This window comes from Limnobacter sp., from assembly GCF_964228395.1.
Lineage (GTDB): Bacteria > Pseudomonadota > Gammaproteobacteria > Burkholderiales > Burkholderiaceae_B > Limnobacter.
Genome location: NZ_CAXQZX010000152.1, coordinates 44,802 through 69,777, shown reverse-complemented (window position 1 = coordinate 69,777; position 24,976 = coordinate 44,802). Strand labels below are relative to the sequence as shown.

Sequence of the window (24,976 nt, the reverse complement as noted above, 5' to 3'; positions counted from 1 at the left end):
TTTCTGGGCAACCCCTGCAGTACAACCTCGCTGAACCGGTTACCGAAATCGCGCGTCAAATCTACGATTTGCACACGCTGATGTTGGTGATCTGTCTGGCCATTTTTGTGGCCGTGTTTGGCGTGATGTTTTACTCCATCTACGCGCATCGCAAATCCAAGGGCGCAAAGTCAGCCTCTTTCCACGAAAGCGTAAAAGTCGAAATCGCCTGGACCGTGGTGCCCTTCCTCATTGTGATCGGCATGGCTTTGCCCGCCACCAAAACCGTGGTGGCCATGAAAGACACCTCCAACGCCGACCTCACCATCAAGGCCACCGGCTACCAGTGGAAATGGGGTTATGAATACCTGGCTGGCGAAGGCGAAAGCATTTCCTTCCTGTCAACCCTGTCCACCCCACGTGATCAAATTGACGATCATCAAGGCCAGGCTGTTGCCCGCGGCGAAAACTACCTCATGGAAGTGGACAACCACGTGGTGGTCCCTGTCAATAAAAAGGTGCGTGTGGTGACTACGGCCAACGACGTGATCCACGCCTGGATGATCCCCGCCTTCGGCGTGAAGCAGGATGCCATCCCCGGTTTTGTTCGTGACACATGGTTCAAGGCCGAAAAAGAAGGCATCTACCGTGGCCAGTGTGCCGAACTGTGTGGCAAGGACCACGCCTACATGCCCATCGTGGTTGAGGTGGTGTCTGAAGAGGCCTACACCAAGTGGGTGCAAGCCAAGCTTGACGAAATGAAGTCCAAGCAAGACGACCCCACCAAAGAATGGACCCAGGCTGACCTGGTGGCCCGTGGCGAGCAGGTGTACAACAGCAACTGTGCGGCCTGTCACCAGGCCAGCGGCGAAGGCATTCCCGGCGCATTTCCGGCTTTGGTGAAAGCGCCCTCCGTGCTTGGTCCCCAAGCCGGTCAAATTGCCATTCTGTTGAATGGCAAGGGTGCTGGCATGCCAGCCTGGAAGCAATTGAGCGACGTTGAAATCGCTTCCGTTATTACCTACACACGTAACGCCTGGGCCAATGCCGGTCAAGGCACAGACCCGGTTGTGCAGCCTAGCGCTATCACAGCTGCACGTTAATTTGCTTAGGAGATTTGTATGAGCACTACCGCGGCAGATTTGGCCCATGGACACGGCCATGACCACGACCACGCGCACGACCACCCGCATGGTTGGCGTCGCTGGTTGTTCGCAACCAACCACAAAGACATTGGTACCCTGTACCTGATTTTCTCGTTCGTCATGCTGCTGGAGGGGGGTGTTCTGGCCCTCATGCTGCGCGCCGAGCTGTTCTCGCCCGGCTTGCAGCTGGTGCAGCCCGAGTTCTTCAACCAGCTCACCACCATGCACGGTTTGATCATGGTGTTTGGGGCGGTGATGCCTGCTTTTGTGGGCTTTGCCAACTGGATGATTCCCTTGCAAATTGGCTGTTCCGACATGGCCTTTGCCCGCATGAACAACTTCAGCTTCTGGCTGATGGTGCCCGCCGCCATCATTCTGACCGCGTCGTTCTTCATGCCCGGTGGTGCAACCGCTGCCGGCTGGACCCTGTACGCACCGTTGTCAGTGCAAATGGGCCCCGGCATGGACGCCGCCATTTTTGCGATGCACATTCTGGGTGCCTCCTCCATCATGGGCTCCATTAACATCATCACCACCATCCTGAACATGCGCGCTCCTGGCATGACCCTGATGAAGATGCCGATGTTTGCCTGGACCTGGTTGATCACCGCTTACCTGTTGATCGCTGTGATGCCCGTGTTGGCTGGCGCCATCACCATGGTGCTCACCGACCGTCACTTCGGCACCTCCTTCTTCAACGCGGCAGGCGGTGGCGACCCCGTGATGTACCAGCACATTTTCTGGTTCTTCGGTCACCCCGAGGTGTACATCATGATTTTGCCGGCCTTCGGCATCATCAGCCACATTGTGCCCACCTTTGCCCGCAAAACCCTGTTTGGTTACAGCTCCATGGTGTACGCCACAGCGTCGATTGCGATTCTGTCCTTCATCGTGTGGGCGCACCACATGTTCACAACCGGCATGCCCGTCACAGGCCAGTTGTTCTTCATGTACGCCACCATGTTGATTGCGGTGCCCACCGGCGTGAAGGTGTTTAACTGGCTGGCCACCATGTGGCGCGGCTCCATGACCTGTGAGACCCCCATGCTGTTTGCTGTGGGCTTCATCTTCGTGTTCACCATGGGTGGCTTCACCGGCCTTATCCTGGCGGTGGCCCCAGTGGACATTCAGCTGCAAGACACCTACTACGTGGTGGCCCACTTCCACTACGTGCTGGTGGCTGGTTCTCTGTTTGCGCTGTTTGCTGGCACCTATTACTGGTTGCCCAAGTGGTCTGGCCGCATGTACAGCGAGAAACTGGGCAAGCTGCACTTCTGGTCCAGCCTGATCAGCTTTAACATCACCTTCTTCCCCATGCACTTCCTGGGCTTGGCCGGCATGCCACGTCGTTATGCCGACTACGCCACACAGTTCACCGACTTCCACGCCATCGCCACCATTGGTGCCTTCTGGTTTGGTTTGTCGCAGTTGATCTTCCTGTGGTGTGTGCTGAAGGCCTGGTGGCTGCAGCAGGGCGAGCCCGCGCCCGCTAAGCCATGGGAAGGCGCTGAAGGCCTGGAGTGGACCGTGCCCTCACCCGCACCATTCCACACCTTTGAAAACCCACCCACTGTGAAGTAATTCACAAACGGGTTGCAACGCAAGGCCAAGCGCCTTGCGTTGTGCAAAGTGGCTTGAATGCCAGGCTGCTTTGCACAACGAATGTTGAAAGCCAGCAGTTTTGAAACACGCAGCAAAGGAAAGCGCTTTGAGCCAGGAAGACAAAGAAAAGTCCAAACAAAACAAGCGCACCGGCCTCATTCTGTTGTCGGTTGTGGTGGTGTTTTTTCTGGGTATCGTGATTCGCAAGGTCATGGAGCCCAGTATTCTGAATTTGGTGAACTAAGTAGTACAGGTGGTGCGTATGTCGCAAGGTCAGCAGTCCAACACAAAGTCTCTGGGTTTGCATCGGCAAATGCTGGTGCGCTTGTTGGTGATTGTTGTGGCCATGTTTGGGTTTGGTTACGCTTTGGTGCCCATCTACAAGGCCATTTGCGAAATCACGGGCATCAATGTGCTCACGCCCCAAACACGAAATGCGGCCGAAATCGTTAAGAACACCCAGGTGGACACCAGCCGGTCCATCGAGGTTATTTTCGATGCCAATGAGCGCGGCAAGTTTCAGTTCAAACCTGAAACCAACCGCATGATGGTGCACCCGGGCGAATTGGTGACCATGAACTACGTGGTGTACAACAACCTGCCGAACGACACTGCAGGTCAAGCCATACCCAGCTACCTGCCCAGCAAGGCGGCTGCACACTTCACCAAGTTGGAGTGTTTTTGTTTTAAGCAGCAGCCTTTCAAGGCTGGTGAACAAAAAGAGTTTCCGGTGGTGTTTGTGATCAATCCAGAATTGCCCAAGGATGTTCACACCATCACCCTGAGTTATACATTTTTTGAAGTCGCCGGGGCCACGGCCATGGCGGGGCAGTGAACAAGTCGACATTTTTGCAAACCCTGTCGGCGGTGTTGTGGTCGTTTTTTGGCGTGCGCAAAAGCAAGGCGCACACCGAAGACATGCAAAAGTTGAACCCCATTCACGTGATTGTGGTGGGCATAGGTGCAGCAGCCCTGTTTGTGGTGGGCTTGCTTGTGTTGGTGAATATCGTGGTCAGCTCGGTGCAGTAAGCCTGGGCAAGCCAATGCAGTACTGAAGCAAAATTAAACTCTAGGAATAGGAGAAACCACCATGCGTGCGAATGCACCATATTACTTTGTGCCGGGCTTGTCCCAGTGGCCCATTTTGGGCGCACTGGCCATGTTCTTTTTTGTAGCCGGCATGACCAACTGGGTCAACGGCGGCAGCTGGGGCGCGGCCTCGTTTGCTCTCAGTTTGGCCATTCTGTTTTATGTGCTGTTTGGTTGGTTCAAGCACGTGGTGGGCGAGTCTGAGGGTGGCATGTACAGCGACCGTGTGGACGTGTCTTTCCGCTGGTCCATGGGCTGGTTTATTTTCTCCGAAGTCATGTTCTTCGCAGCCTTTTTTGGCGCGTTGTTTTACGCACGCCAAATTGCCTTGCCATGGTTGGGCGACCTCGACAACAAGGCCTTCCTGTGGCCCGATTTCGCTGCCAACTGGCCCAATACCGGTCCCGCTGGTACCGTAGAGTCGTTCCAAACCATTGGTCCATGGCCCATTCCAACCATCAACACGGCCCTGTTGCTCACTTCAGGCCTTACGCTGACCTGGGCGCACCATGCGCTGATTGCCAACCAGCGTGGCAAGTTGGTGTTGGGTTTGTTCCTCACCGTGTTGTTGGGCGCCATTTTTATGGGCTTCCAGGCCTACGAATACATCCACGCTTACCGTGACCTTAACCTGACGCTGAAGTCTGGGATTTTTGGTTCAACCTTCTTCATGTTGACCGGGTTCCACGGCTTCCACGTGACCATTGGTGCAATCATGCTGTTCTTCATCATGATCCGCTGCATCAAGGGGCATTTCACGCCGCAAAACCACTTCGCCTTCGAAGCAGCCGCTTGGTACTGGCACTTCGTTGACGTGGTGTGGTTGGGTCTCTACGTGGTGGTGTACTGGCTGTAAGCCATTGTTCACAAGCAGTAAAACAAAAAGCCACTGGCACAACACCGGTGGCTTTTTTTTGGCTTGGGTTGCTTAAAGGCTTAGCGGATGCCTGTGGCTTCAATCCAACCCATGGAGTACGAAATTAGTATGAGTACAAAAAGGGCAATCGACATGCCAATGCGCACAGTAAGCGCGTTGACGGTGCGACTTGACTTGCTTTTGTCTTTCATCAAAAAGAAAAACGCCGAAGCAAGGCTGGCCAAAATCACCAAAAACGCCAGGCCAATAATCAACTTCATGGGGACCACCTTTAAAACCAAACCAGTGCACCGTGCACTGTGGGAAGTATGTCATGCTTAGGCCCCCGCGTGCGCCTGCCATGCGCCGGCTGGTGTTTGCCGTGTTGTTCGGTGTGGGCATGGCGCTGATCACCTTCAATTTGGGCCAATGGCAAAGCGGGCGGGCTGAACAAAAGCAAGCGCTGCACAACCGCCAAGTGGCTGCGCTGGAAGCTGCACCCATCACCCCCCAGCAGCCCACCGTCGACTTGGACAATTTGTCCTACCGAAAAGTGAGCTTGGAGGGTCGATTTATTCCGGGCGCGCTGGTATACATCGACAATCGGCAGGTGAATGCGCGCCCCGCAGTTCAAGTGGTGCAGGCTTTTCAGCCCAAGGGTGCCGATCACGTGGTGCCGGTAGATCGCGGCTTGTTGCTGCGAAGCCCAGCACGGCCGCGTGAGGCGCCGCCCATGCCTGGGCAAGAGGTGGACCCAGCCGGCCACGGTGAGCCACTGGTGCTGTTGGCCACGCTGTTGCCCAGGTTTGCCCAGTCCGCAGAGCTGCGAGGCTTGAGCTTGGGCGCTGAGGGGCAGGTGCACACGCACCAAAGCAATGGGGTGTCGGTGTGGTCCAATTTTGATGTGGATTTGTTTGGGCAATTGGTGGGCTTGCCGGTGAGTAATTATGTTTTAACCCAGCAGCCGGTGCTGGTTCAGGCCCCCGCCGGTGCCGCTGGCACGCCGCCGGTCCAGGCGCTCGCAGGGTTCCACCATGTGGCGGCCGAGCTACCCGAGCAAGTGGCCAAGCACCGAGGTTATGCATTCCAGTGGTACAGCATGACCGTGGCCTTGCTGTTGCTCACCGGTTTTTTTGTTTATCGAGAGTTTTTCAGAGGAAGTTCGTCATGAGTGCACAAGCGCCCACCAAGCGCGGTTTAAGCAAAGGACAGTGGACCATTGTCGCGGTGTTTTTAACCTGCGCCCTGCCCATTGTGGCGGCGTTTTACCTGTACTTTTTCAACAAGCCCGAAGGCACCAACAACTACGGCACCATTTTGGATCCACAAGTGCCGGTATCGCAGGCTGTTTTCAAGAACATCAACGGTGAAGATTTCACCATGGCCGAGGTGGCCAACAAGTGGGTGTTGATCAGCACCATTCAAAGCAGCTGTGATGAGCTTTGCCAAAAAACCCTGTACTACCAGCGCCAGGCGCGCGCCTCCAAAGGCAAGGAGCAGGGGCGCATTGAGCGAGTGGTGTTTGTGACCGACGATGGCCCTCTGGAAACGCTGTTGTTGCGCCAATTTCCTGATGTGCACTTTGTGCGGGCCACGCCAGAGCAACTCAGCAACTGGCTGCCTTTGCAGGGCGGCATTGTGGGCAGCAAGGGTACCGAGCAAGTTGGTGGTCTGCACGACCATGTGTTTGTGGCCGACCCCTTGGGGCATGTCATGATGCGTTTCCCGCCCAACGCCACGCTGGAGTTTGACAAATTCCGCAAAGACATCAGCCGCCTGCTGTGGGCATCCAATATTGGTTAAGTAGATTGAGCGAGAGCAGTATGAGTTACAAACGCCTGGTTGCATTCACCACCGTCCTGACCTTTTTTCTGATCATGCTGGGCGCGTTTGTGCGCCTGACCGACGCGGGTTTGGGTTGTCCCGATTGGCCTGGTTGCTATGGCAAGCTAACGCCCACCCAGGCGTCTGAACAAATTGCCCAGGCCGTGGCTGAGCAGGGCGGCACGCACGGGCCGGTTTCCATGCCCAAAGCCTGGAAAGAAATGGTGCACCGTTATGTGGCCACCTTTTTGGGATTGCTGATTATTGGCATCACCGTGATGGCCTGGAAAAAGCGCGAGGAGCTCAAGCAGTCGCCAGCGCTGGCCACTTGGTTGTTGTTTGCGGTGTGTTTGCAGGGGGCGTTTGGGGCCTGGACCGTAACCATGCTGCTCAAGCCCGCCATTGTGACAGGCCACTTAATTGGGGGCATGACCATTTTGGCCATGCTGACCTGGCTGTGGTTGCGCCAGACCAGCCCGGCCCGCACGGTGGCGCCGCCTGCCACCAGTGCAAAGCTGCTCACTTTGGCCCGCTTGGGCCTGGTGGTGGTGGCGGCCCAAATTGCGCTGGGTGGCTGGGTGAGCACCAACTACGCAGCCGTGGTGTGCACCGACTTCCCCACCTGCCAAGGCAGTTTTTGGCCGACCATGGAGTTTAACCACGCCTTCCATATTATTCGCCACCTTGGCGAAACCCCCGATGGCGAAATTTTGAACGTGGCCAGCCTCACCGCCATTCACATGATTCACCGCATGGGAGCCATTGTGGTCACACTGGTGATTGGTGCTTTGGCCTTTGCTCTGTGGCGCAACGCAGGTACCCAGTTGCTCGCGTTGTTCGTTGCGGGTGCGCTCGTGCTGCAGTTGGCCATGGGCATTGGCAATGTGGTGTTTCAGTTGCCCTTGTGGTTGGCTGTGGCGCACAATGGGGGCGCGGCACTTTTGCTGGTCACCCTGATCTTGGTAAACTATCGGGTTGCAGGTGCGGCGGGTGAACGCCGCAATATTTCATAAGGCCCAACATGCCCAGTGCATCCAAACCCAAAGCCGTGACCGGAATTTCTCACATCGCCAGGCAGTATTGGACGCTTACCAAGCCTCGTGTGGTGGCGCTCATCGTGTTTTGCGCGGTGATCGGCATGTTTTTGGCCACGCCAGCCTTGCCCAGCGCGCAGGTCTTGGTGGCTGGCACTTTGGGTATTTGGTTGGTGGCGGGTGCAGCGGCGGCATTCAATTGTCTGGTTGAGCAACGCATCGACGCCGTAATGGCCCGCACGCGCGCTCGCCCCCTGCCGCGGGGTGAGCTGAATTCCGTTCAAACGCTGGTGTTTTCAAGCATGGTGGGCGGTTTGGGTGTTTGGGTGTTGTATGTGTTTGTAAACCCGCTCACCATGTGGCTCACGCTGGCCACTTTTGTGGGTTACGCCATTATTTACACCCTGCTTCTTAAACCCAACACGCCGCAAAACATTGTGATTGGTGGTGCGTCGGGCGCCATGCCCCCCGTGTTGGGTTGGGCCGCGGTGACCAATAGCGTGTCGGCAGAGGCCTTGGTGCTGTTCCTGATTATTTTTGTGTGGACGCCCCCTCACTTTTGGGCGCTGGCCCTGTACCGCACGCAAGAATACGCGCGCGCGGGCCTGCCGATGTTGCCAGTCACCCATGGGGCAGCGTTTACCCAGTTCCATGTGTTTTTGTACACCGTCATGCTGGCCGCCACCACCTTGATTCCGTTTGCCATCAAGATGAGTGGGGTGTTGTACCTTGCCTGCGCTGTGGTGCTCAACGCCATTTTTATTGGCTATGGTTACCGCATCTGGAAAAACTTTAGCGATGCGTTGGCCAAAAAAGCATTTGCCTATTCAATTGCTTATTTGGCTTTGTTGTTTGCCGCCTTGTTGGTGGACCATTACCTTGTGGTGTAGCCCTGATGTTGTTGAAGTCTTGTGAAATTTTCATGATGCGGGTGGCCAAGTGTGCCGCTCCTTTGTTGGCCATGTTCGCCCTTGGCGCATGCAATATGGGCCCGGCCAAATTTGTGAATACCGACATCACAGGCTCCAGTTTAAAAGCCGATTTTGAGTTAAAAGATCTGTCAGGCACAGTGCGCACCATCGAGAGCTACAAAGGCAAGGTGGTGGCTATTTTTTTTGGCTACACGCATTGCCCCGATGTGTGCCCCATCACCATGCAACAATGGTCTGAGGTCAAAGCCCAGTTGGGCGACAAAGGCAACAAGCTCCAAGTGTTGTTTGTGAGCGTAGACCCCGAGCGCGACACCCCAGAGCTGTTGCGCAACTACGTGCCCAAATTCAACCCCACCTTCGATGCACTCACCGCTGAAAAGCCAGAGGACCTCAAGCCTTTGTTAAGCGGCTTAAAAGTGTACGCCGCCAAGGTAGAAACCGACCGCCCCGGCCAGTATTTGATGGACCACACCAGTGCCAGTTACGTGTTTGACCAGCAAGGGCGCCCGCGTTTGCTGATTCGCCACAACGCAGACGCTGCCCCGGTGGTCCGCGATGTGGCGCAAATTCTGGATGGTAAGTAAACCGTCATATCGGAAGAGCTGGGCGCTCCACCGTGATGACGTTGAAACCAGCCTCGTGCTCGCCAAGGTAAGCTGCCTGGGCCAAGGTACTTCGGTCTACCGACCAGGCGCTTGATGCGCTGCCAAGGGGCACGTGGTGCGGCACCAGGTAAACCTGCTCTGTGCTGAGCTTCCAGGCCACCTGCCAGTGCAAGGCATGGTTTTCCACTTTGCCTGGCGTGCTGATGTCCCGTGTAAGCAGCAATACCGGGCGGCCCTGGGTTAATTCCCCCTCCAGCAAGTTGAAGTAAAGCGCAGGGTCTTGGCATGCCGGGTTGGCCTGGTACCAGTGGGCCACCAGGCCGGCTCGGCCCAGGGCAGACACCAGGGTTTGGGGCGCTGTGTCCAATTGTGGGGTGGGCCAGTCAGGTGCATGGCTCCAGGTCATGATTTGCTGTAGGTAGGGCGTGTTTTCGGGCTCCCCGTTGGGTCTGCGGGGCAGGTGGTGCCAGCCGATGCCATGGTAGTGCAGCAGTGCCCCAAGTGCGCTGGGCCCACTGGCTTGGCCCAGTTCGCTCGGGGCCGTGAATGCACGCACAGGGCCTGCCGCATGCAGAGTGTGGGTGGCTGCGGCGTGGTGTGCCCGGGTTGGCTGGGTTTTGTACAAGCTGAGGGGCAGTGCGTCGCTCATTTGGGCGGATTCTTTGTGCAGTCATGGTGATGGCAGTCCCGGTTTAGTGTAGGGATTAACGGCCTTTGATCACCTTGTGCATAGTTCTATGCGCAATCCGTATTCCGTTGTGCACAACGGAATCGCCCGGTGTTTTTTACTGAACTTTGCTGTTTTTGGTGTAGTCGCTTAAAGATTCGGCCTTTTGTGGGCTGAATGAGCCCTCGGTGCGGGCCACGATCTGGCCGGTGGGGGTGATCACCAGCACATGGATGGTGTCTTCGTTGGGTATGCCTGTGGCTTGGCGAAACGCGGCTTTGTCAGTGTATACGGTGATGACTTTTTCACGGTTGAACTCGCCTTTGATACCGCGGCGCATGCCGTTGTCCACAAACCATTTGAACCAAGCGCCGTAGTCTTCCAGCACGGGCAGCTCGATCCAGTGGTAGGGCGTTGTTGGGGCTTTTAAATTCAGGCCCTCTATCCAGGTGTCCACCAAGGCTTGCTGCTCACGCTTAAAGGCCACCAGCACCACTGTGTATGGGGCTGGAAGGTCTTGGGGCAAGGTGTAGTTTTTCTCGTTGAGGTCTTGGGCTTGCAGTGCAGGAAGGCGCAAGGGCTCAGCGGCAAGGGGTGTAAGGTTGCCAAGCGCCCCGGCCACGGCGATACTCGCCATCAAAAAAGCACGCCCAAGTTTGTTTTTAAAACCCATGGGTCTGGAAGTGTTAAACCAAGCCATCGGTGTTGCTGCTACTCAACCATGGGCCGCTGTTTTGCGGGCTGGCCGCAGTGCCAATGGCGCTCAGCAAACCTCCATCGGCTGGGGCGAGTGTGGTCGCCAAACCATCCACGGCGTCGGCCACTGGCGCGGGCAATGCTTCCAGCACAGGGGCCAAGGCGGAGCTGTTGCCCCCGCTGTCGCCGCCGCTTCCGTTGCCGTCATTTCCGCCATTGTTGCCGCCGTCATTGCCGCCGTTACCGCTGCCATCTGGGGGAGGTGGGTTTTCGCTGCCTTGGGCATTGCCCGTGCTGCTGGCGGTGTCGTTGCTGTTGTAGTCGCCAGCAATGGCGCCCACAGCCAAAAGGCCCACTGCCGCCTCGGCCAGAGGAAAGCTGCCTTCACCACCCGATGAGCCGGTCGGGCCAAACAGACCAAACAAGCTGGGCGAATCGCCTGACTCGCCTGCGTGGCGTTCGGGGGCGTTGCTGTCGAAATACACACCTTGGCCAAACAGGTCGCCGGCAATCCATTGCGGGGGTTGGTCGGGTTCAACCACTTCCATGTGCAGGGTGGCGGCCGAGCCGTTTTCGATCACCATGGCATCGTTCACGCCGGTGAATTCGATCACGGCGCGCGCACCTGTTTCGGCCACCACGCGGTCGCCGGGTAACAGTTGCATGCCTGCCTGTGCTGGCATGAAAAACCCCTCGCGAACCACCTGCACGCCTTGGGTGGCGCTGCTAATGGTGGCTTGCTGGGCCAGTGTGGTGTTGTTCTGCGTCATTGGTTTTAAGCGTAATCGTAGGGGCCGCCCACTTCAAGTGCCTTTTTGTAGGCAGGCAGGGCATGCACCTTTTTAACATAGGCCGCAATGTTGGGCATGCTTTTGATGGCTTCGGCTCGGCTGGCTGCAGCTTCCAGGGGGAAGATCATCATGATGTCGGCGCCAGTGAGCTGATCGCCACAGAACCAGGCGTTTTTGCCCAAGTGCTCGTTGAGGTATTTGAACTGCCGCTCCAGGTTGGGGTTAATGAAGCTGCTTTTGACCTGTTTAGAAATACCGCGTGCAATCGGCAACACCAGCGGTTTTACAAAAAAGGGCAGGGGCGCGTTTTCAATTTTGTTGAAAATCAGGGTCATCACCAAAAATGGCATGGCGCTGCCCTCTGCAAAATGCAGCCAGTAGGTGTAATCGCGGTGGGCTTGTGTGCCTGCCTGGGGGCGCAGCTTGCCCCCGGCCTTGTCGATGAGGTACTCCACGATGGCACCGCTTTCGGCCACGGTGATGTCGCCGTCGGTGATCACCGGGCTTTTGCCCAGCGGGTGGATTTTAAACAGCTCGGGCGGGGCCAGGTAGGTTTTGGCGTCGCGCTTGTAGTGCTTCACGGTGTAGGGCAGGCCAAGCTCTTCCAGAAGCCAAATGATGCGTTGCGAGCGGGAGTGTTCCAAGTGGTGCAGTGTGATCATGGTGCTGGCGCAATAAAAAAGGGCTTGTGTTGGCAAGCCCTTAGTGTAGGTTAGTTTTGGGTTTAAATGATGACGGTGGTTACGCTTCGCCGTGCTCGTATTTCAGGAGTGCGGTGCGCATTTTTTTCATGGCGGCCACTTCAATTTGGCGAACCCGCTCGGCCGACACACCCAGTTCAGCGGCCAGGTCGTGCAGGGTTTTGGCCTGCTCGCCGGCCAGCCAGCGGCTGGAAATGATGCGTTGGCTGCGCTCGTCCAAGCTGGCCAGGGCCAGGTCCAGGCCCTCGCTGTGCAAGCGCTCTTGGCCTGCAGCTTCCAGCACCTCGGTGGGCTCGGCTCCGTCGGCGGCCAGGTAGCGCACAGGGTTGTGCAGGGTTTCTTCGCCGTCGACGTCGATCACGGGGTCCAGGCTGAACTCGTTGCCGGCCATGCGGCGCTCCATGTCGGCCACGTCTTCCGGGCGCACGTTGAGCTCGGCTGCCACTTCCGCAATTTGGTCTTGCGAGAGGGTTTGGCCGTACTTTTTAAAGCTGTTGAGGTTAAAAAACAGCTTGCGGTGCGCTTTGGTGGTGATCATTTTCACCATGCGCCAGTTGCGAATGATGTATTCGTGAATTTCAGCCTTGATCCAGTGCAGGGCAAAGCTGACCAAACGCACGCCCCGGCTGGGGTCAAAGCGCTTCACAGCTTTCATCAGGCCAATATTGCCTTCTTGAATGAGGTCGGCGTGGGGTAGGCCATAGCCCAGGTATTGGCGGGCCACGGCCACCACCAGCCGCAGGTGGCTAAGCACCAGGCGACGGGCAGCCTCCAGGTCGTTTTCACGCTGCAGGCGTTCGCCAAGCTCCTGCTCTTCCTCGGGGGTGAGCATGGGAATTTGATGTGTGGCAGAAATGTATGCATCCAGATTGCCCAGGGGCCCACTTGCCACGAGGGCCCAAGGGTCGCGCAGCGCCACAGCGCGGCTGCTGGCGGCTGGGTTGGTCAATGCCAATGCAGTGGTGGTCATTTTCGAAAACTCCGCAAAATGCGCCTTTGGCCCCCGGTTGGGCAGCCTTTCAACACGTTAGTTTAGCACTCTTCGCCTTAGAGTGCTAAGGGGTGGAATGGTTCCACATTTAGGGGGTTCCAAGCCTGTACTTGGATGCCAGCGCCAGCCCGCCGCTCAGTTCGGTGTACGCGCGTTGCAGCTCAAGCAACAAGGGTTCAAGGCCGACGGCCTTCTGTTTGCAGCCCAGTTCCATGGCTTTGGCGGCTTGGTACAGGGCGGTGGCTCCCAGGTTGCCGGCTTGCCCGGCAATGTGATGGGCCACGCGTGCTGCCTCGTCCCACGCTTGTTTGCCCAGCATGGCTTCAAGCTGGCTTAAGCAGGATGCGTTTTCTTCAAAAAACTCATTCAACAGTTCAACAAAGAAGTTGGCGTCGCCCAGGGTGATGTTTTTGGCGTGGTCCAAATCGATGCCCGGCAGCTTGGGCCATGGGTCGTTGGCAGGTTCGGTGGTGTTCATGGCAGAGTTGTGTTCTGGGGGGTTTTGCGGGTGTAGATCCACTTGCCCGCGCAGGGCCTGGATTAAAGCGGGTGGGTCCACGGGTTTGGTCAAAAAGCCATTCATGCCGCTGGCCAGGGCGCGGTCTTTTTCTGTGGTGGTGGCCCCTGCGGTGAGGGCCAATATGGGCACATCCGCCGATAGGCGTTTTCGAATTTGCAGGGTGGTTTCGCAGCCGTCCATTTCGGGCATTTGCAGGTCCATCAGGATGGCGTCTACATCCGGGTGTTGGGCCAGTTTTTTCAGGGCCTGGTGGCCGCCATTGCACAAGGTCACGGTGGCGCCTTCGCATTCCAGGATTCGTTTGGTAATGGCCAGGTTGATCTCGCTGTCGTCCACCACCATCACATGCACTTGTTTCAAGGTCTGCGTGGTGTTGCCCAAGGCGCTGGGTTCGATTCGCAAGGCAGAGGGCGCATGTTGTATGGCGCCATGGTGTGTGGCAAAGGGCAAGTCTACGGTGAATTGGGTGCCTTGGCCCGGCGTGCTTTGCACAAACACAGCGCCACCGATCAGTTCAGCCAGGCGTTTAACGATCGACAGGCCCAAGCCTGTGCCGCCGTATTTTCGGCTGGTGGACGCTTCGGCCTGCATGAATGGTGTAAAGAGTTTGGCCTGTGCGGTCTGCGGTATGCCAATGCCGGTGTCGCTCACTTCAAATCGCAGGTAGACCGTGCTTGGGGAGGCCGGTGCGTATTCGCTGATGCGCAGGTTCACCTCGCCTTCATCGGTGAATTTGATGGCGTTGTTGAGCAGGTTGATCAGGATTTGCTTTAACCGGTTGCTGTCGCCATTTAAGACGGGTGGCGTTTGCTCAGGCGCATCGGCGATACGCAATGTCAGACCTTTCTGCAGAGCCAGCGTTGTGAACATGGCGCGCAGGTCCAGCAAGGTTTCTTGCAGTTGGAATGGGCGCTGTTCCAGTTCAAGCTCCCCGGCTTCAATTTTTGAAAAATCAAGCACGTCGTTGATCAGTGCCAGCAAGTTTTTGCTGGAGGCGTTGATGGTGGCCACATCACTGCGTTGTGTGTCGGTCAAGCCATCCAAGCCCAGCAAATAGCTGGTGCCGATGATGGCATTCAACGGGGTGCGAATTTCATGGCTCATGATGGACAAAAAATTGCTCTTCGCATGGTTGGCCGCCTCAGCGGCCATGCGGGCTTCTTGTAGCAGTTTTTCCTGATGTTTTAGTGTTGTGATGTCGCTTGCTGTGCCCCTTAGGTACACCGGTTGCCCATTGGCGTCTAGCACTCGCTCCCCACGTGCCAGCATCCAACCCATGGAGCCATCACTGCGGGTAAATTGCAGTTCAATTTCATATGGGGTGCCATCTTCTACGGCGCTTGCAATGGCGGGCTCCAATCGTTGCCAGCTCTCTGGGGTAAAAATGGCGGCTTGTTGTTCAAGGTTCAGTGCAGGTCCTTTTGGGTCGGCGCCAAACATTCGGTAAAGCTCTTCTGACCATTCCACGTGTTGCTTGTTGATGTCGAAGCGCCAACTGCCGACCTTGGCGATTCGTTGAGCCTCTTTTAGGTCGACTTGGGATTGCCTTAGCAAGGTAACGTCCTGGTTCAGACCCACAACGTGGGTTGCAGCTCCAAGCTCGTCTCGTTCAAGAAAAGCGTTGGCCTGAATGTAGCGAATGCTGCCGTCGGGTAAAATGATACGGAACTCCGGGTCATATAGACCTTTGTTCTCGAGGAGGTTTTTCACACGGCTTTCAGCCATTTCTAGGTCGTTTGGGTGAACCCTGCTAGCCCACATGCCGTAATCCACTGCTTGCGACGTAGCCAGATGTGGAATGCCATAGAGTTCAAACATTCGCTCATCCCAAATAAGGGTGTTGTCGCGCAGGTCCCAAATCCAAACCCCAAGCGACGCGGCGCGGGTGGCCTTAAAAAGCCGTTGGCCTGATCGCTCCGCCAGTTGCGCCAATTCCCGGTGCCTTGCTTCGCTTTCTGACAAGCGTTTGGTGCGCTCTTCAACTTGCTGTTCAAGCCCCATGCTGTAGTGGTCCAGCTTGCGCGCACCCCACAGCAGCAGGCCCATCACCGTGCCGCTTAAGGCCAGCACCAGTGCACCAGTTTGCCGCCAGCCCGCTTCAAACGGCTGCATGCTCAAGCCCACCGAGAGCCAAAAGGGTGAAGTCGACAGCTTTTGATATACGTAGAGCCGTTCAATGCCGTCCAGTTGCGAGGCGGCTTCAAAAACAAGCTGGTGTTGGTCGGGTGAGTTGCCCAACAGCTCTGTAACTTTGGTGGGTACTTTTTTATTGCCTACGCCTAAGGCATCGCCTTGGGCGGGTGGGTAGCGCACCACCTGTGACAAATCGTCGGTGCGAAGGTTGATTACCCCGTTCTCGCCCAGCTCAGCCATCTCAAAGCCCATGCCCAGCCGCTCGGTGGGCAGTATGGCAATCACCATGCCCTGAAAATCACCCTGGCTACCCACCATGGGCCGCGCCATGATGATGGACCAGGTGGCATCCAGTTTGGCGGGTACCGGGCCTTCGTACATCAAGCCGCGTTCGCCGGCAATGGCGCGCTGGTAAAACTTGCGGTCGATCAGGTTGGGCAGGTTTTGCTGCTCATCCCGCGCCTTGCCCGTGTTTAACAGCTGCTCCCCCTTGGCGTTGGCTACCACAATTCGAAGGGCCACTTGGTAAAAGGGCAGCTCGCGGCGTATCTGGCTTTCCAGGTTGTACAGCGTGTCTTGCGATTTGCTGGGGTAGTCGCGGTAGCGCTGCGCCAAAATACTCAGCAGGGTGTTGATGTCATTGAGCGACGATTCAATTCGCGCGGCCGTGATTTCTGCCGTGTTGGCGGCATTGTTTTTGAGCAGCGCATAGCCCTCTTGTTTGTGGTGCCACACCAACGTAAAAGCGAGGCCGGCAATGGCCAAGCCAGACAAGGCCGCCAAAGACAGAAAAGAAAATTTTCTTCGAAGGGCATTGGGTATCATCCGGCTACGGTACACCTTTTTGAGGTTGGGAATTGAAAGAATAGATTTAAAAAACCGGCTGTGCTTTTAGTTAACAATTGTTGAACAAGCCCCGCGTTTGTGGGGCAGGTCATGGCTGGCCTGGTCGGTGTTGCTGGCGATAAGTTTTTGGAGTTTGGGCGCACCAGCGCTTAAAGCTGCGGCTAAAATTGGATGGGTCTTGAAAACCCACGGCCAGGGCCACTTGGTCCACCGGGGTGTCGGTGTTGGCCAGCAACCACTGCGCTTTCTGCCTGCGAAGTTCATCGGCGATGGCCTGGAAGCTGGTGTGCTCAGCGGCCAACTTTCGCATCAAGGTGCGCGGTGTAAGGTGCAATTGCTGAGCCACTTCGTTCAAGGTTTGGCCAAGGCCCTGCGGTGAATTTTCGAGTAGCACCCGAACCCGGTCACGCAAGGTCTCCCCGGCGCACACGCGGTGCAGGGCCAGTTCGCATTCGCGAAGGTGCATGGCCAGTGCGCTGGGGTCGGCAGCCAGGCTTGGGGCCTGGGCAATGTCAGCCTGTATGCTCACCCGCAGCGTGGGCGCATCAAATTCGTTGCTTGCCGCCACGCGCTGGTATTGCGTGTGCCAGGGGGGGCGCGCAAAAGGCCATTGCACTTGCAGGTGGGCTTGTAGTTCTCGTCCAGTCAGGGTGCTAAACAGTTGCAGCAGCCCAGCCACCAATTGCCCATACAGGTACTCGGCCATGTCGCCCAGTGGGGTGTGCGGCACCAGTTCAATGGTGTGTAGTTCGCCGGTGTCAATCACAATGTCAGCCAGGTTTTGTCGCAGTCTTGCGAACTGCTTCAGCAGCACCACTGCATGGGCCAGGTTGGGGCTGGCCATCATGGCGGCACCCAACACGCCATGGGCGGCCGCTTGGGTTTTAAAGCCCACTTCCAGCCCAAGCCAGGGGCACTGGGTTAATTGCATGCCTCGCAGGGCGAGGGCGCGCATGTCGTTGGCCGATACAAATTGGTTACCAAGGTGCAGGGTTTCCCAGCTCAGCGTAAGGCCTTCGAAAATGGCCTGGCGCGAGTGCCCCTGGCGTTCCAGCTCTGCACACAGCAAACGCGGGTACACGGGGTGAAGCGCTGCCTGGGTGAGCCAAGGGACAGGGGGCATGGGCAATGTTTGCTCAGGGCAAAGGTTTGTCAGTAAATGACGAATTTATGCCACAAGATGGCGTGGTCTTGCACCTGTTTTTTTTCTATTCTGAAAAAAAATCACAAGGAGACCCCCATGAGTGCCTGCCTGCCCCCGGTCAACCAACCCGTGGCCTACCGCGACAGCAAAAAATACCTGTGGCTGTTGTCGGTGATTGCCCCTGTGGCCGCACCTGCTGGCCCATTGTTGTACATGGCCACTGGCAACACCACCTGGCTATGGATATTTTTGGCCCTGTTTTATGTGGGTTTGCCCGTGCTGGACTACCTGTTTGGCGCTGACCGCCAAAACCCGCCAGAGTCTGCCGTGCCCCAATTGGAGGCCGACCGTTATTACCGCTGGACCATTTACGCCATGGTGCCCGTGTTAACCGCCTGCTTTGTATTCAACATTTGGTTTTTGGCCACCCACAGCTTGCACCCCGTGTATTGGCTGGCCGTGGCTGTGACCACCGGCAGCATGCTGGGCTTTGGCCTGAATGCCAGCCACGAGTTGGGCCACAAAAAGCGCAAGCTCGACCAATGGTTGGCGCTTTGGACACAGTCGCTGGGCGCGTATGGTCATTTTTCGATTGAACACAACCGTGGGCACCACCGCGATGTGGCCACGCCTGAAGACCCCGCCAGCTCCAAAATGGGTGAGAACATTTACCGCTTTGCGCTGCGTGAATTGCCTGGTGCCTACCTGCGAGCCTGGCGCCTGGAGGCCGAGCGGCTTGAGCGCAAGGGCTTGAGCGCCTGGCATTGGAGCAACCAAATTTTGCAGGGCTTTGCTTGCACGGCGTTGGTTCACGGGGCTTTGCTGGCGGTCTTGGGTTGGGCTGCGGTGCCCGCCCTGTTGGTGGTGTGTTTGTGGGGGGCGTTTCAACTGACCTCGGCCAATTACATTGAGCATTATGGTTTGCTTCGACAGCGCCTGGCCAATGGCCAGTATGAGCGTTGCCAGCCCCACCATTCCTGGAACAGCAATCACTTGGTGAGCAATTTGGTGGTGTTGCAGTTGCAGCGCCATTCCGATCACCACGCCAACCCGGCCCGTGGCTTCCAAAGCCTGCGTGACTTCCCCGATGTGCCCAGCTTGCCATCGGGCTACTTTGCCATGTTTTTGCTGGCCTATGTGCCTGCGCTGTGGTTTGCGGTGATGAACCCCCGCTTGGTAAAAACCGTGCAGGGCCGAGCCAGTCACATCAACTTCTTAGACAGCAAACGCCAGGCGCTGGTTGAGCAATATGGCTTGAAAGACTAAGCCGTTTTTGCCCCGGTCACGCCGGGGCCTTACCCTGTGCAGTGTCAGCACCCCGTCAGTTTGAATCCGTAGCTTGCCAAAAAAAGTAATAAAAACATAAACCTACTAAAACACGGCAAGGCAGGGAGACAACACAATGGGACAGTGGTACACCGGGTCAGCATTGACCATGGTTTCAGTCAGTATTGTACTGGGAGGATGTTTCGGGGGCGATTCTGCGCCCTCCAGCAGTGCATCAAGGGGCACGCCCACGCAGCCCAGTGAGCAGCCCCCCGCGGTGGTTCAAACCTCCATACCCAGGGCGCAGTGTCGCCCGGGCGATCAGCCCGAAACCGCTTTGCAAGGCCAAGTGCCTTTGGCCCAGCGCCTGGCCGGTTTTGCGGGCACCCATTGCAACATGGACCTGGTGGGGCAATACGAGGGCGAAGGCACCAGCTGGATGCATACCTCTTACAAACACTGCTCCTACTATGGCCAGGCTTTTGCCGCCACAGCGGTGACTTCGCCTTCGGTGCCACGGGCCAGCCTGCGACGGCCGGGCACGGTGGTGATGGATGTCAGCAACTCGGCTCAGCCCAAAGACGTGGGCAGGCTGACCAGCATTTCCATGCTCGACCCTTGGGAGTCGCTGAAAGTGAATGTGAAGCGTGGCTTGCTCGCAGCGGTCAATGGCACCAGCTCGGGCGGTGGGCCTGAGTTTGATGTGTACAGCATTGCAGCCGATTGCACCCAGCCACAATTGCTCTACAGCGGCCCGCTGGCCGATGACACGGTGATTGGCCACGAGGGCGAATGGGCGCCCGATGGCCTGACCTACTATGGCGGCGACCTCAACCAAGGGCAGTACTACGCCATCGATGTGTCCAACCCCTCGGCCCCTGCGTTTATTACCAAGTTCACCCCACCGGTGGGGGTGCATGGCTTGTCGGTCAGCCCGGATGGCACGCGGGGTTACGTCACGTTGTCGGGCACGGCCCGCAACGAGGGCAACAACACCAACGGCTTTGCCATTTACGATTTCACGCCCATTGCAAAGCGCCTGCCCGACCCCACGCCCAGGCTGTTGGCCGAGGTGTATTGGGCCGATGGTTCGGTGGCACAGCACACCATTCCAGTCAAAATTGGTGGGCGCGATCACCTCATCACCGTGGATGAATTGGGCTCAGACGGTGTAAACGCGGCCGCGAGCCGCATTGTGACCTGTGGCACTGACCGCTTGCCCTTCGGCATCCCCCGCATTTTTGATGTCAGCGATGTGAACAACATCAAGTTGTTGTCCAAGCTGACGCTTGAAATCAACCAACCCGAGAATTGCCCCGAAGCCTCGCAAGACACCGCTGGCCTGGCTTTGTTTGGCTACGACAGCCACTACTGCCAGGTGGACAACCCGGAAGACGCCAAGGTGCTGGCCTGCGGCTATTTCAATTCGGGGCTGCGGGTGTTTGATATTTCCAAACCCAATGCCGTGCGGGAAATTGCCTACTTCAACCCCGCGATGCGACCAGGACAAAAGGGTGGCTCCACTTTTAACGTGACAGGCAACTGTTTTGGGGCAGATTGGACCTCTTCACAGCCCCGCTTTGTGCTTGACAAAAACGAGATCTGGTTCACCTCCCAGTGCGCCGGTTTCCAGGTGGTAAAAATTGACCCGGCAGTATGGCCCCGTTAAACCCCAGGCTTTGGGCCATTCCTTTGTTGTGCTTTGCCTTGGGTTTGGGGCTGGGCTGGGGCATGGCCACCTTCCTGCCCCAGTGGGTGAAACCCGCTGAACCACCTCCAGCCCAGCCAAGCCTGGACATCGACCTTGGCTATGCCCAAAGCATGCTGGTGCATCACCAACAGGCTTTGGTGATGGCAAGCCTGATTCTGGAAGAGGTGGAAGGCAGTGAGCCTTCACCAGTGCAAGGCTTGGCCAAGCGGATTCGGCAGGCTCAGGCACTGGAGATCGAGAATATTCGCGGGTGGTTGGCGGGCCAGGAAGAGGCTGGGCTGCCTCCGGATGGCGACCTCATGGGCTGGATGAAGCGGCAGCGCGACCAATTGAATGTGAACGAAACCCTTTACCTGGCGCGCTGTGAAGCCAGCCCATTGGGCATGGCCGGGTTGGTGGATTCTGCCAGCGTTAAAAAGCTGGGGCGTCTTGAAATACCTCTGCCTCAACGTGAGCAAGAGTTTTTAAAACTGATGATTGAACATCACGAAGGGGCGGTGCAAATGTCGACCTTGCCCGCCCGCGCGGCCACCACCAGCTTTATTCGGCACATGGCCAAGCACGTGCTGCAAACGCAAAGCCAAGAAATTTTGCAGATGCGACGCTGGTTGCAGGCGGCTGGGCCAGGGTCTTAAGCGGCTCTGGCTTGCGTGCTTCGCGTTAAGGCCAAACCCTTTTGCAGCAACAGCTTGGCCTTTTTTTCGTCGCCAAACCCAAATGGGGCCTCGGGGGCTTTTTCGTACAACAGCCCCAAATACAAGTGGGCCAGACCATCCTTGGGGTTTAGGTTTAATGCGGTTTCAAGTGCCTGCCGGGCGCGTTCCAGCAATTGCAAGGCGCACAATCCACCCAGTTGGCGCGCATAGCCCGAGAGCACAATGCCCAGCCAAACATGCACTTTGGCGTCTTGCGGGTGTTGGTGTGCAAGTGCTTCTGTGGTTTCTGCCAAATGGCCCAACAAGGCCATGCGCTTTTGCCCGTGTGGCTCGCGAAGCGCCTCTGCCCAGGCGTTTTGAATGGATTCAAGGCAATCGTTGGGTGCAACAACATGTCTCATGCTGAACTCCTGCAGGGTGGTGTTGCCTGTGTTCGGCAACTGGAATAGTTTTGCTTTTAACGGCCCTGCAGGGCTGAGGGAATACAAACCCTTGAATTGGGTTTACATGGGCATGTCCAGCGAGCCCACGGATTTGGGAGCCACCACCACGCCCCAGGGCATGTGGCCTTCGGGGATTTCTTTCACCAGTTCGCCCGTGGCGTAGTTCAACACCAGCACATTGTTGCTGCGGCCGCAGGCCACAATCAGCTGTGTGTCATCGGGTGTAAAGCTGAAGTGCCAGCAACGCTCGCCCACGGGCATCTCGCGTTTAAGCATCAGGGTTTGAGCATCAAACACCTGGATCATTTTGCCTCGGGCCAAGGCCACCACAATTTCTGATCCGTCGCGCGTGTAAGTGACCCCATAGGGCACCTCGCCTGTGGGCGCCTCGCGAATCACGTTGTAGTCTTTGTCCAGAATCAGCAGTTTGTTGCCATATTCCAGCGTGACCACAAAGCGTTCACCATCGGGCGAACGCTTGATTCCCCGTGGGCGAATGCCATACTCGCGGGTGTCGATCTGCTTGATTTTTTCGCCGGTTTGAATGCTGTGCACCGACACGTTTTCATCGGCCTCGTTGGTCACAATGATGTGCTCGCCGTTGCCAGAGAATTCGATGCCTTCGGTCTCAAACCCGGCGGTGATTTCTTTCACTTTTTCACCCGTGGCAAGGTCGATGATGGCCACCTGCGCTGGCAGCTCATCGCCTTCCTCGCGCTCTTTTTCAATGGCCTTGGCTTCAGCAGAGCCCGGTTTGGGCGGGGGGCCGCCCTTGGAGGCGGGCTCGTAGGCCACAAAGGCCCGGTTGCCCAACACCCTCACAAACTCTGGGTTAATGCCCACGGGCACCCGGCGCACCACCTCGCGCGTGGCGGTGTCAATAATGGCGAGGTCTTTGGTTTCTTTCACGGCCACCACCAGCAGCTTGCCGTCTTCGCTCAAGCCCACGCCACGGCCACCTTCGCCCACATTGATCTCGCCCACCTTGCTGTAATCGGCCAGCGAATACACCGTTACGGGGCCGTTTTGGTGGGTTACATAAAACACGCCGGGGCTGGTGGCCTGAGCGCTGGTTTCCTGGGTGGTCTCGGCGGGGGCGCTTGCTTCGGGTGCCACCACGTCGTTTTGTTTTGAACAGGCGCCCAGCCCAACGGCCAAGGCCAGCATGGTGGCGGAGCACGCCCAGCGCATTGAAGTCATTTCACAATCTCCTGCAATTTTTATTCTAAAAGTAAACCCGGTGTGCCCATGTTGTCTCGGGAAAACTTCCTGAAATATGAACCGTCATTGTGACAGGTCATCTTGGCAAATCCCTCCAATCGCTGATTTGCGCGCCTTTCAATGTATTTTTTGAACCTTTGTGACGCTTGGGGTTCACTAAACTCTGAAGTGTTGATGAATCGACTTCCTTTTGTAACAAAGCCAAAGCCCATGAACATGCCCGCCTCAAAAACCAGTCGTGTAGTGCCCAAGGTGGCCTTGTCTGCCTCCATGGGTTTGGCGGCGTATTGGAGCTACCTCTACTTTAGTCAAACCAAGCATGTGTTTTGCCCGGCCTACAAAGCCTTGATTGATGAGTCGATGGAGTGCGGCGCAAGTACAGCACCATGCGATGAATTGACCGAATTGCGCCTGCAGGTGGCCCCGGGCATCGAGCTGGAAGGCTGGGTGCGCTTGCCTGCCGGTCAGGGCAACCCAGGCGACCGGGCGCCCTGTGCCATTTATTTTGGTGGGCGCAGCGAAGACGTGCGGTGGTTGCTCAAAGAGGCCCGCGGTTTTAAAGATTTGCCCTTGGTGTTTTTTAATCACCGCGGTTATGGCAAAAGCCAAGGCAAGCCCGAAGAGCGCCACCTGGTGGCCGATGCACATGCCATCTACAAATGGGTGGCGCAACAGCCTTGGTGCAACCGTGAAAAGATTTCGGTGATTGGTCGAAGCCTGGGCACTGGCGTGGCCATGCAACTGGCCGCCAGTGCCCCCATCCACAAGCTGGTGTTGTTTACGCCCTACGACAGCCTGGTGAACATTGCACGGCGCAAAGTGCCCCTGGCCCCTGTGTCGCTTTTGTTGCGCAGCAAATTCAAAAGCCATGAGTGGGCCACGCAGGTGCACAACCCCACGTTTGTGCTGCTGGCCGAAGAAGACCCCGTGGTGCCGCACAGCTCATCTCTTCGCTTGGTGCAGCACTTTGCCGTTAAACCTTTGGTGGCCACAGTCAAAGGAACCAACCACGTCAGCCTGCCGCACGATGTGGATGCACAGGGCCTGGTGGCGCAGTTTTTGTTGGCCTAGTCGGCCCCAACCCATTGCCTGTATTCGCTGGGCGTTTTGCCCGTACGCCGTTTAAAAGCCCGGGTAAAGTTGGCCCGATCCTGGTAGCCCACGCGTGCGGCAATGTCGTCGACCGTCAGCCGGGTGGTCTCCAGCAGCAGGCAGGCGTCACGCTGCACCACCTCGCCCAACAGCTCAGTGAAGTGTTTGCCTTCAAGCTGCAATTTGCGCTTCAAGGTTCTAGGTGACACGTGCAGGCTTTGCGCCACTTCGTCCACACTGGGGTAGTGGCCGTTTCTGCAAATCATTTGGTTTTTAACCCGCGTGCCCCAGTTTTCACCAAAACCCAACAAAGCCATTTCCTGCTCGCATTGTTCAATCACCATGTGCGCAGTGGCCGCATTGGCGGTGGGCAGGGGCAGGTCGGTCCAGCGTTTGGGTATGCGAATTTGATTGCCCGGCGCATTAAACCTGCACTTGGGCAGGCTGCTTGCAAAGCTTGCGTAATAGGGCGGCTGGGGCCAGTCAAACCACAGCTCAATGCCGCTTTGTTCGCGGTGTTGGCCCGTGGGGTCAAACAGGTTTTCAAACAAACGCCACACCTCCACCATAAAATTTTCTATGGCGAATTTGCGCACCGGTTCCAGCGGCATGGCCTCTCGCACATGGCAGGCCAAGGTGTGCTCGTCCTCCGTGGTGTCTATGGTGTAGAAGGGCACCTTGGTGGGCAAAAACCGAATGCCCAACTCAAGTGCTTCGCGCAGGGTGGCGCAGCTCATCAGGCCAAATCCAATCATGCCCGCCTTGGTCAGGCTGCTTTGCAAACCTATGTCGATGGCAATGTGCTCGCTTTGGAACAAGGCAAGCAGGTTCATCACAATCTGGCCATGCTGCGCAGCCGGTATGCGTGCGCCGGGTACTTGCAATTGCGCCAGTGAAAGCTCCGTGCCATGCAGCACCTGGGCTGCACCAAAGCCACGCTGCACCGCATAGTTCACAAAAAACAGCGGGTAGGCCTGTGCAACGGTGGTTTGCTCCAGGCGGCGGGCTGCAGGCGTTTGGCGCATGGTCGGA

Annotated in this window: 26 protein-coding genes; 15 read left to right on the top strand and 11 right to left on the bottom strand. The window is 57.1% G+C overall.

Annotated features, from left to right (window positions below; all coding sequences use genetic code 11):
* Positions 1 to 14 precede the first annotated feature (14 nt).
* From coxB to ACEQU8_RS13190, 6 genes are all read left to right on the top strand, one after another.
* A complete protein-coding gene (gene coxB / locus ACEQU8_RS13215; protein WP_370264223.1) occupies positions 15 to 1,082 on the top strand; it encodes a cytochrome c oxidase subunit II in 1,068 nt (355 codons plus the stop codon).
* Positions 1,083 to 1,100: 18 nt separating this feature from the next.
* Positions 1,101 to 2,705, top strand: a complete 1,605-nt coding sequence (ctaD, locus tag ACEQU8_RS13210) for a cytochrome c oxidase subunit I (protein ID WP_370264219.1) — start codon at positions 1,101 to 1,103, stop codon at positions 2,703 to 2,705.
* 127 nt (positions 2,706 to 2,832) lie between these two features.
* Complete coding sequence (locus tag ACEQU8_RS13205) at positions 2,833 to 2,970, top strand: cytochrome oxidase small assembly protein (RefSeq protein ID WP_370264218.1); 138 nt, start codon at positions 2,833 to 2,835, stop codon at positions 2,968 to 2,970.
* 18 nt (positions 2,971 to 2,988) lie between these two features.
* Entirely contained in the window at positions 2,989 to 3,561 is a 573-nt protein-coding gene (locus tag ACEQU8_RS13200; protein WP_370264217.1) for a cytochrome c oxidase assembly protein, read from the top strand.
* Positions 3,558 to 3,755, top strand: coding sequence for a DUF2970 domain-containing protein (locus tag ACEQU8_RS13195; protein WP_370264215.1), 198 nt, complete (start codon positions 3,558 to 3,560; stop codon positions 3,753 to 3,755). The genes ACEQU8_RS13200 and ACEQU8_RS13195 overlap by 4 nt, the downstream gene beginning before the upstream one ends.
* A 61-nt stretch (positions 3,756 to 3,816) precedes the next feature.
* Complete coding sequence (locus ACEQU8_RS13190) at positions 3,817 to 4,671, top strand: cytochrome c oxidase subunit 3 (RefSeq protein WP_370264214.1); 855 nt, start codon at positions 3,817 to 3,819, stop codon at positions 4,669 to 4,671.
* A gap of 80 nt (positions 4,672 to 4,751) precedes the next feature.
* Here ACEQU8_RS13190 and ACEQU8_RS13185 read toward each other — a convergent pair whose 3' ends face one another.
* Positions 4,752 to 4,952: a twin transmembrane helix small protein gene (locus ACEQU8_RS13185; protein ID WP_370264213.1), complete on the bottom strand. Its 201-nt coding sequence runs from the start codon at positions 4,950 to 4,952 to the stop codon at positions 4,752 to 4,754.
* Positions 4,953 to 5,005: 53 nt separating this feature from the next.
* Here ACEQU8_RS13185 and ACEQU8_RS13180 point away from each other — a divergent pair, with 53 nt between their 5' ends.
* From ACEQU8_RS13180 to ACEQU8_RS13160, 5 genes are read left to right on the top strand one after another with little or no spacing between them, the layout of a single operon-like run.
* Complete coding sequence (locus tag ACEQU8_RS13180) at positions 5,006 to 5,842, top strand: SURF1 family protein (protein ID WP_370264212.1); 837 nt, start codon at positions 5,006 to 5,008, stop codon at positions 5,840 to 5,842.
* Positions 5,839 to 6,474: an SCO family protein gene (locus tag ACEQU8_RS13175; RefSeq protein WP_370264210.1), complete on the top strand. Its 636-nt coding sequence runs from the start codon at positions 5,839 to 5,841 to the stop codon at positions 6,472 to 6,474. Before ACEQU8_RS13180 ends, ACEQU8_RS13175 begins: the two co-directional genes overlap by 4 nt.
* 5 nt (positions 6,475 to 6,479) lie before the next feature.
* Positions 6,480 to 7,508 carry a heme A synthase gene (locus ACEQU8_RS13170; protein ID WP_370264209.1) on the top strand — a complete coding sequence of 343 codons (1,029 nt, stop codon included), beginning with the start codon at positions 6,480 to 6,482 and terminating at the stop codon, positions 7,506 to 7,508.
* 8 nt (positions 7,509 to 7,516) lie between these two features.
* The gene (gene cyoE / locus ACEQU8_RS13165) at positions 7,517 to 8,419 is read left to right on the top strand and encodes a heme o synthase (protein WP_370264208.1); all 903 of its coding nucleotides are present in this window, start codon (positions 7,517 to 7,519) and stop codon (positions 8,417 to 8,419) included.
* Between the two features lie 8 nt (positions 8,420 to 8,427).
* Positions 8,428 to 9,045 (top strand): SCO family protein, encoded by a 618-nt coding sequence (locus ACEQU8_RS13160; RefSeq protein ID WP_370264222.1) that lies wholly within the window; start codon positions 8,428 to 8,430, stop codon positions 9,043 to 9,045.
* Between the two features lie 4 nt (positions 9,046 to 9,049).
* Here the strand turns inward: ACEQU8_RS13160 and ACEQU8_RS13155 are convergent, their stop codons facing one another.
* The 7 genes from ACEQU8_RS13155 to ACEQU8_RS13125 form a co-directional block, all read right to left on the bottom strand.
* Positions 9,050 to 9,715, bottom strand: a complete 666-nt coding sequence (locus tag ACEQU8_RS13155; protein ID WP_370264206.1) for a hypothetical protein — start codon at positions 9,713 to 9,715, stop codon at positions 9,050 to 9,052.
* Between the two features lie 136 nt (positions 9,716 to 9,851).
* Entirely contained in the window at positions 9,852 to 10,433 is a 582-nt protein-coding gene (locus tag ACEQU8_RS13150; RefSeq protein WP_370264205.1) for a hypothetical protein, read from the bottom strand.
* Positions 10,420 to 11,199, bottom strand: coding sequence for a hypothetical protein (locus ACEQU8_RS13145; protein WP_370264204.1), 780 nt, complete (start codon positions 11,197 to 11,199; stop codon positions 10,420 to 10,422). Before ACEQU8_RS13145 ends, ACEQU8_RS13150 begins: the two co-directional genes overlap by 14 nt.
* A 5-nt stretch (positions 11,200 to 11,204) precedes the next feature.
* Positions 11,205 to 11,882: a glutathione S-transferase gene (locus ACEQU8_RS13140; RefSeq protein ID WP_370264202.1), complete on the bottom strand. Its 678-nt coding sequence runs from the start codon at positions 11,880 to 11,882 to the stop codon at positions 11,205 to 11,207.
* Positions 11,883 to 11,961: 79 nt separating this feature from the next.
* Complete coding sequence (gene rpoH, locus ACEQU8_RS13135) at positions 11,962 to 12,891, bottom strand: RNA polymerase sigma factor RpoH (protein WP_370264201.1); 930 nt, start codon at positions 12,889 to 12,891, stop codon at positions 11,962 to 11,964.
* Positions 12,892 to 13,000: 109 nt separating this feature from the next.
* Positions 13,001 to 16,390, bottom strand: a complete 3,390-nt coding sequence (locus tag ACEQU8_RS13130; protein ID WP_370264200.1) for an ATP-binding protein — start codon at positions 16,388 to 16,390, stop codon at positions 13,001 to 13,003.
* A 109-nt stretch (positions 16,391 to 16,499) separates the two neighbouring features.
* Positions 16,500 to 17,534 (bottom strand): helix-turn-helix domain-containing protein, encoded by a 1,035-nt coding sequence (locus ACEQU8_RS13125; RefSeq protein ID WP_370264199.1) that lies wholly within the window; start codon positions 17,532 to 17,534, stop codon positions 16,500 to 16,502.
* A 117-nt stretch (positions 17,535 to 17,651) separates the two neighbouring features.
* On the opposite strand from ACEQU8_RS13125, the gene ACEQU8_RS13120 reads away from it, so the two are divergent.
* From ACEQU8_RS13120 to ACEQU8_RS13110, 3 genes are all read left to right on the top strand, one after another.
* Complete coding sequence (locus ACEQU8_RS13120) at positions 17,652 to 18,821, top strand: alkane 1-monooxygenase (RefSeq protein WP_370264197.1); 1,170 nt, start codon at positions 17,652 to 17,654, stop codon at positions 18,819 to 18,821.
* A 169-nt stretch (positions 18,822 to 18,990) separates the two neighbouring features.
* A complete protein-coding gene (locus tag ACEQU8_RS13115; protein WP_370264196.1) occupies positions 18,991 to 20,490 on the top strand; it encodes an LVIVD repeat-containing protein in 1,500 nt (499 codons plus the stop codon).
* Positions 20,478 to 21,167 (top strand): DUF305 domain-containing protein, encoded by a 690-nt coding sequence (locus ACEQU8_RS13110; protein ID WP_370264195.1) that lies wholly within the window; start codon positions 20,478 to 20,480, stop codon positions 21,165 to 21,167. Before ACEQU8_RS13115 ends, ACEQU8_RS13110 begins: the two co-directional genes overlap by 13 nt.
* Here the strand turns inward: ACEQU8_RS13110 and ACEQU8_RS13105 are convergent.
* Positions 21,164 to 21,589, bottom strand: coding sequence for a hypothetical protein (locus tag ACEQU8_RS13105; RefSeq protein WP_370264194.1), 426 nt, complete (start codon positions 21,587 to 21,589; stop codon positions 21,164 to 21,166). The genes ACEQU8_RS13110 and ACEQU8_RS13105 overlap by 4 nt on opposite strands.
* A 102-nt stretch (positions 21,590 to 21,691) precedes the next feature.
* Positions 21,692 to 22,831 (bottom strand): cytochrome D1 domain-containing protein, encoded by a 1,140-nt coding sequence (locus ACEQU8_RS13100; RefSeq protein ID WP_370264192.1) that lies wholly within the window; start codon positions 22,829 to 22,831, stop codon positions 21,692 to 21,694.
* A gap of 231 nt (positions 22,832 to 23,062) precedes the next feature.
* Between ACEQU8_RS13100 and ACEQU8_RS13095 the strand changes: the two genes are divergently transcribed.
* On the top strand, positions 23,063 to 23,923 hold the full coding sequence (locus ACEQU8_RS13095; protein ID WP_370264191.1) for an alpha/beta hydrolase: 861 nt from the start codon (positions 23,063 to 23,065) through the stop codon (positions 23,921 to 23,923).
* Here the strand turns inward: ACEQU8_RS13095 and ACEQU8_RS13090 are convergent.
* Positions 23,920 to 24,969 carry an AraC family transcriptional regulator ligand-binding domain-containing protein gene (locus ACEQU8_RS13090; protein WP_370264190.1) on the bottom strand — a complete coding sequence of 350 codons (1,050 nt, stop codon included), beginning with the start codon at positions 24,967 to 24,969 and terminating at the stop codon, positions 23,920 to 23,922. The two genes, ACEQU8_RS13095 and ACEQU8_RS13090, sit on opposite strands and share 4 nt — an antisense overlap.
* Positions 24,970 to 24,976 lie beyond the last annotated feature (7 nt).

Bases quoted from the DNA above. Each gene is read 5' to 3' on its own strand.
- ACEQU8_RS13140 (WP_370264202.1), bottom strand. From the start codon at position 11,882: ATGATCACACTGCACCACTTGGAACACTCCCGCTCGCAACGCATCATT.
- ctaD (WP_370264219.1), top strand. From the start codon at position 1,101: ATGAGCACTACCGCGGCAGATTTGGCCCATGGACACGGCCATGACCAC.
- cyoE (WP_370264208.1), top strand. From the start codon at position 7,517: ATGCCCAGTGCATCCAAACCCAAAGCCGTGACCGGAATTTCTCACATC.
- ACEQU8_RS13115 (WP_370264196.1), top strand. From the start codon at position 18,991: ATGGTTTCAGTCAGTATTGTACTGGGAGGATGTTTCGGGGGCGATTCT.
- ACEQU8_RS13190 (WP_370264214.1), top strand. From the start codon at position 3,817: ATGCGTGCGAATGCACCATATTACTTTGTGCCGGGCTTGTCCCAGTGG.
- ACEQU8_RS13125 (WP_370264199.1), bottom strand. From the start codon at position 17,534: ATGCCCCCTGTCCCTTGGCTCACCCAGGCAGCGCTTCACCCCGTGTAC.
- ACEQU8_RS13090 (WP_370264190.1), bottom strand. From the start codon at position 24,969: ATGCGCCAAACGCCTGCAGCCCGCCGCCTGGAGCAAACCACCGTTGCA.
- rpoH (WP_370264201.1), bottom strand. From the start codon at position 12,891: ATGACCACCACTGCATTGGCATTGACCAACCCAGCCGCCAGCAGCCGC.
- ACEQU8_RS13185 (WP_370264213.1), bottom strand. From the start codon at position 4,952: ATGAAGTTGATTATTGGCCTGGCGTTTTTGGTGATTTTGGCCAGCCTT.
- ACEQU8_RS13200 (WP_370264217.1), top strand. From the start codon at position 2,989: ATGTCGCAAGGTCAGCAGTCCAACACAAAGTCTCTGGGTTTGCATCGG.
- ACEQU8_RS13145 (WP_370264204.1), bottom strand. From the start codon at position 11,199: ATGACGCAGAACAACACCACACTGGCCCAGCAAGCCACCATTAGCAGC.
- ACEQU8_RS13175 (WP_370264210.1), top strand. From the start codon at position 5,839: ATGAGTGCACAAGCGCCCACCAAGCGCGGTTTAAGCAAAGGACAGTGG.
- ACEQU8_RS13130 (WP_370264200.1), bottom strand. From the start codon at position 16,390: ATGATACCCAATGCCCTTCGAAGAAAATTTTCTTTTCTGTCTTTGGCG.
- ACEQU8_RS13095 (WP_370264191.1), top strand. From the start codon at position 23,063: ATGAACATGCCCGCCTCAAAAACCAGTCGTGTAGTGCCCAAGGTGGCC.
- ACEQU8_RS13120 (WP_370264197.1), top strand. From the start codon at position 17,652: ATGAGTGCCTGCCTGCCCCCGGTCAACCAACCCGTGGCCTACCGCGAC.
- ACEQU8_RS13180 (WP_370264212.1), top strand. From the start codon at position 5,006: ATGCTTAGGCCCCCGCGTGCGCCTGCCATGCGCCGGCTGGTGTTTGCC.
- ACEQU8_RS13110 (WP_370264195.1), top strand. From the start codon at position 20,478: ATGGCCCCGTTAAACCCCAGGCTTTGGGCCATTCCTTTGTTGTGCTTT.
- ACEQU8_RS13100 (WP_370264192.1), bottom strand. From the start codon at position 22,831: ATGACTTCAATGCGCTGGGCGTGCTCCGCCACCATGCTGGCCTTGGCC.
- ACEQU8_RS13155 (WP_370264206.1), bottom strand. From the start codon at position 9,715: ATGAGCGACGCACTGCCCCTCAGCTTGTACAAAACCCAGCCAACCCGG.
- ACEQU8_RS13150 (WP_370264205.1), bottom strand. From the start codon at position 10,433: ATGGCTTGGTTTAACACTTCCAGACCCATGGGTTTTAAAAACAAACTT.
- ACEQU8_RS13105 (WP_370264194.1), bottom strand. From the start codon at position 21,589: ATGAGACATGTTGTTGCACCCAACGATTGCCTTGAATCCATTCAAAAC.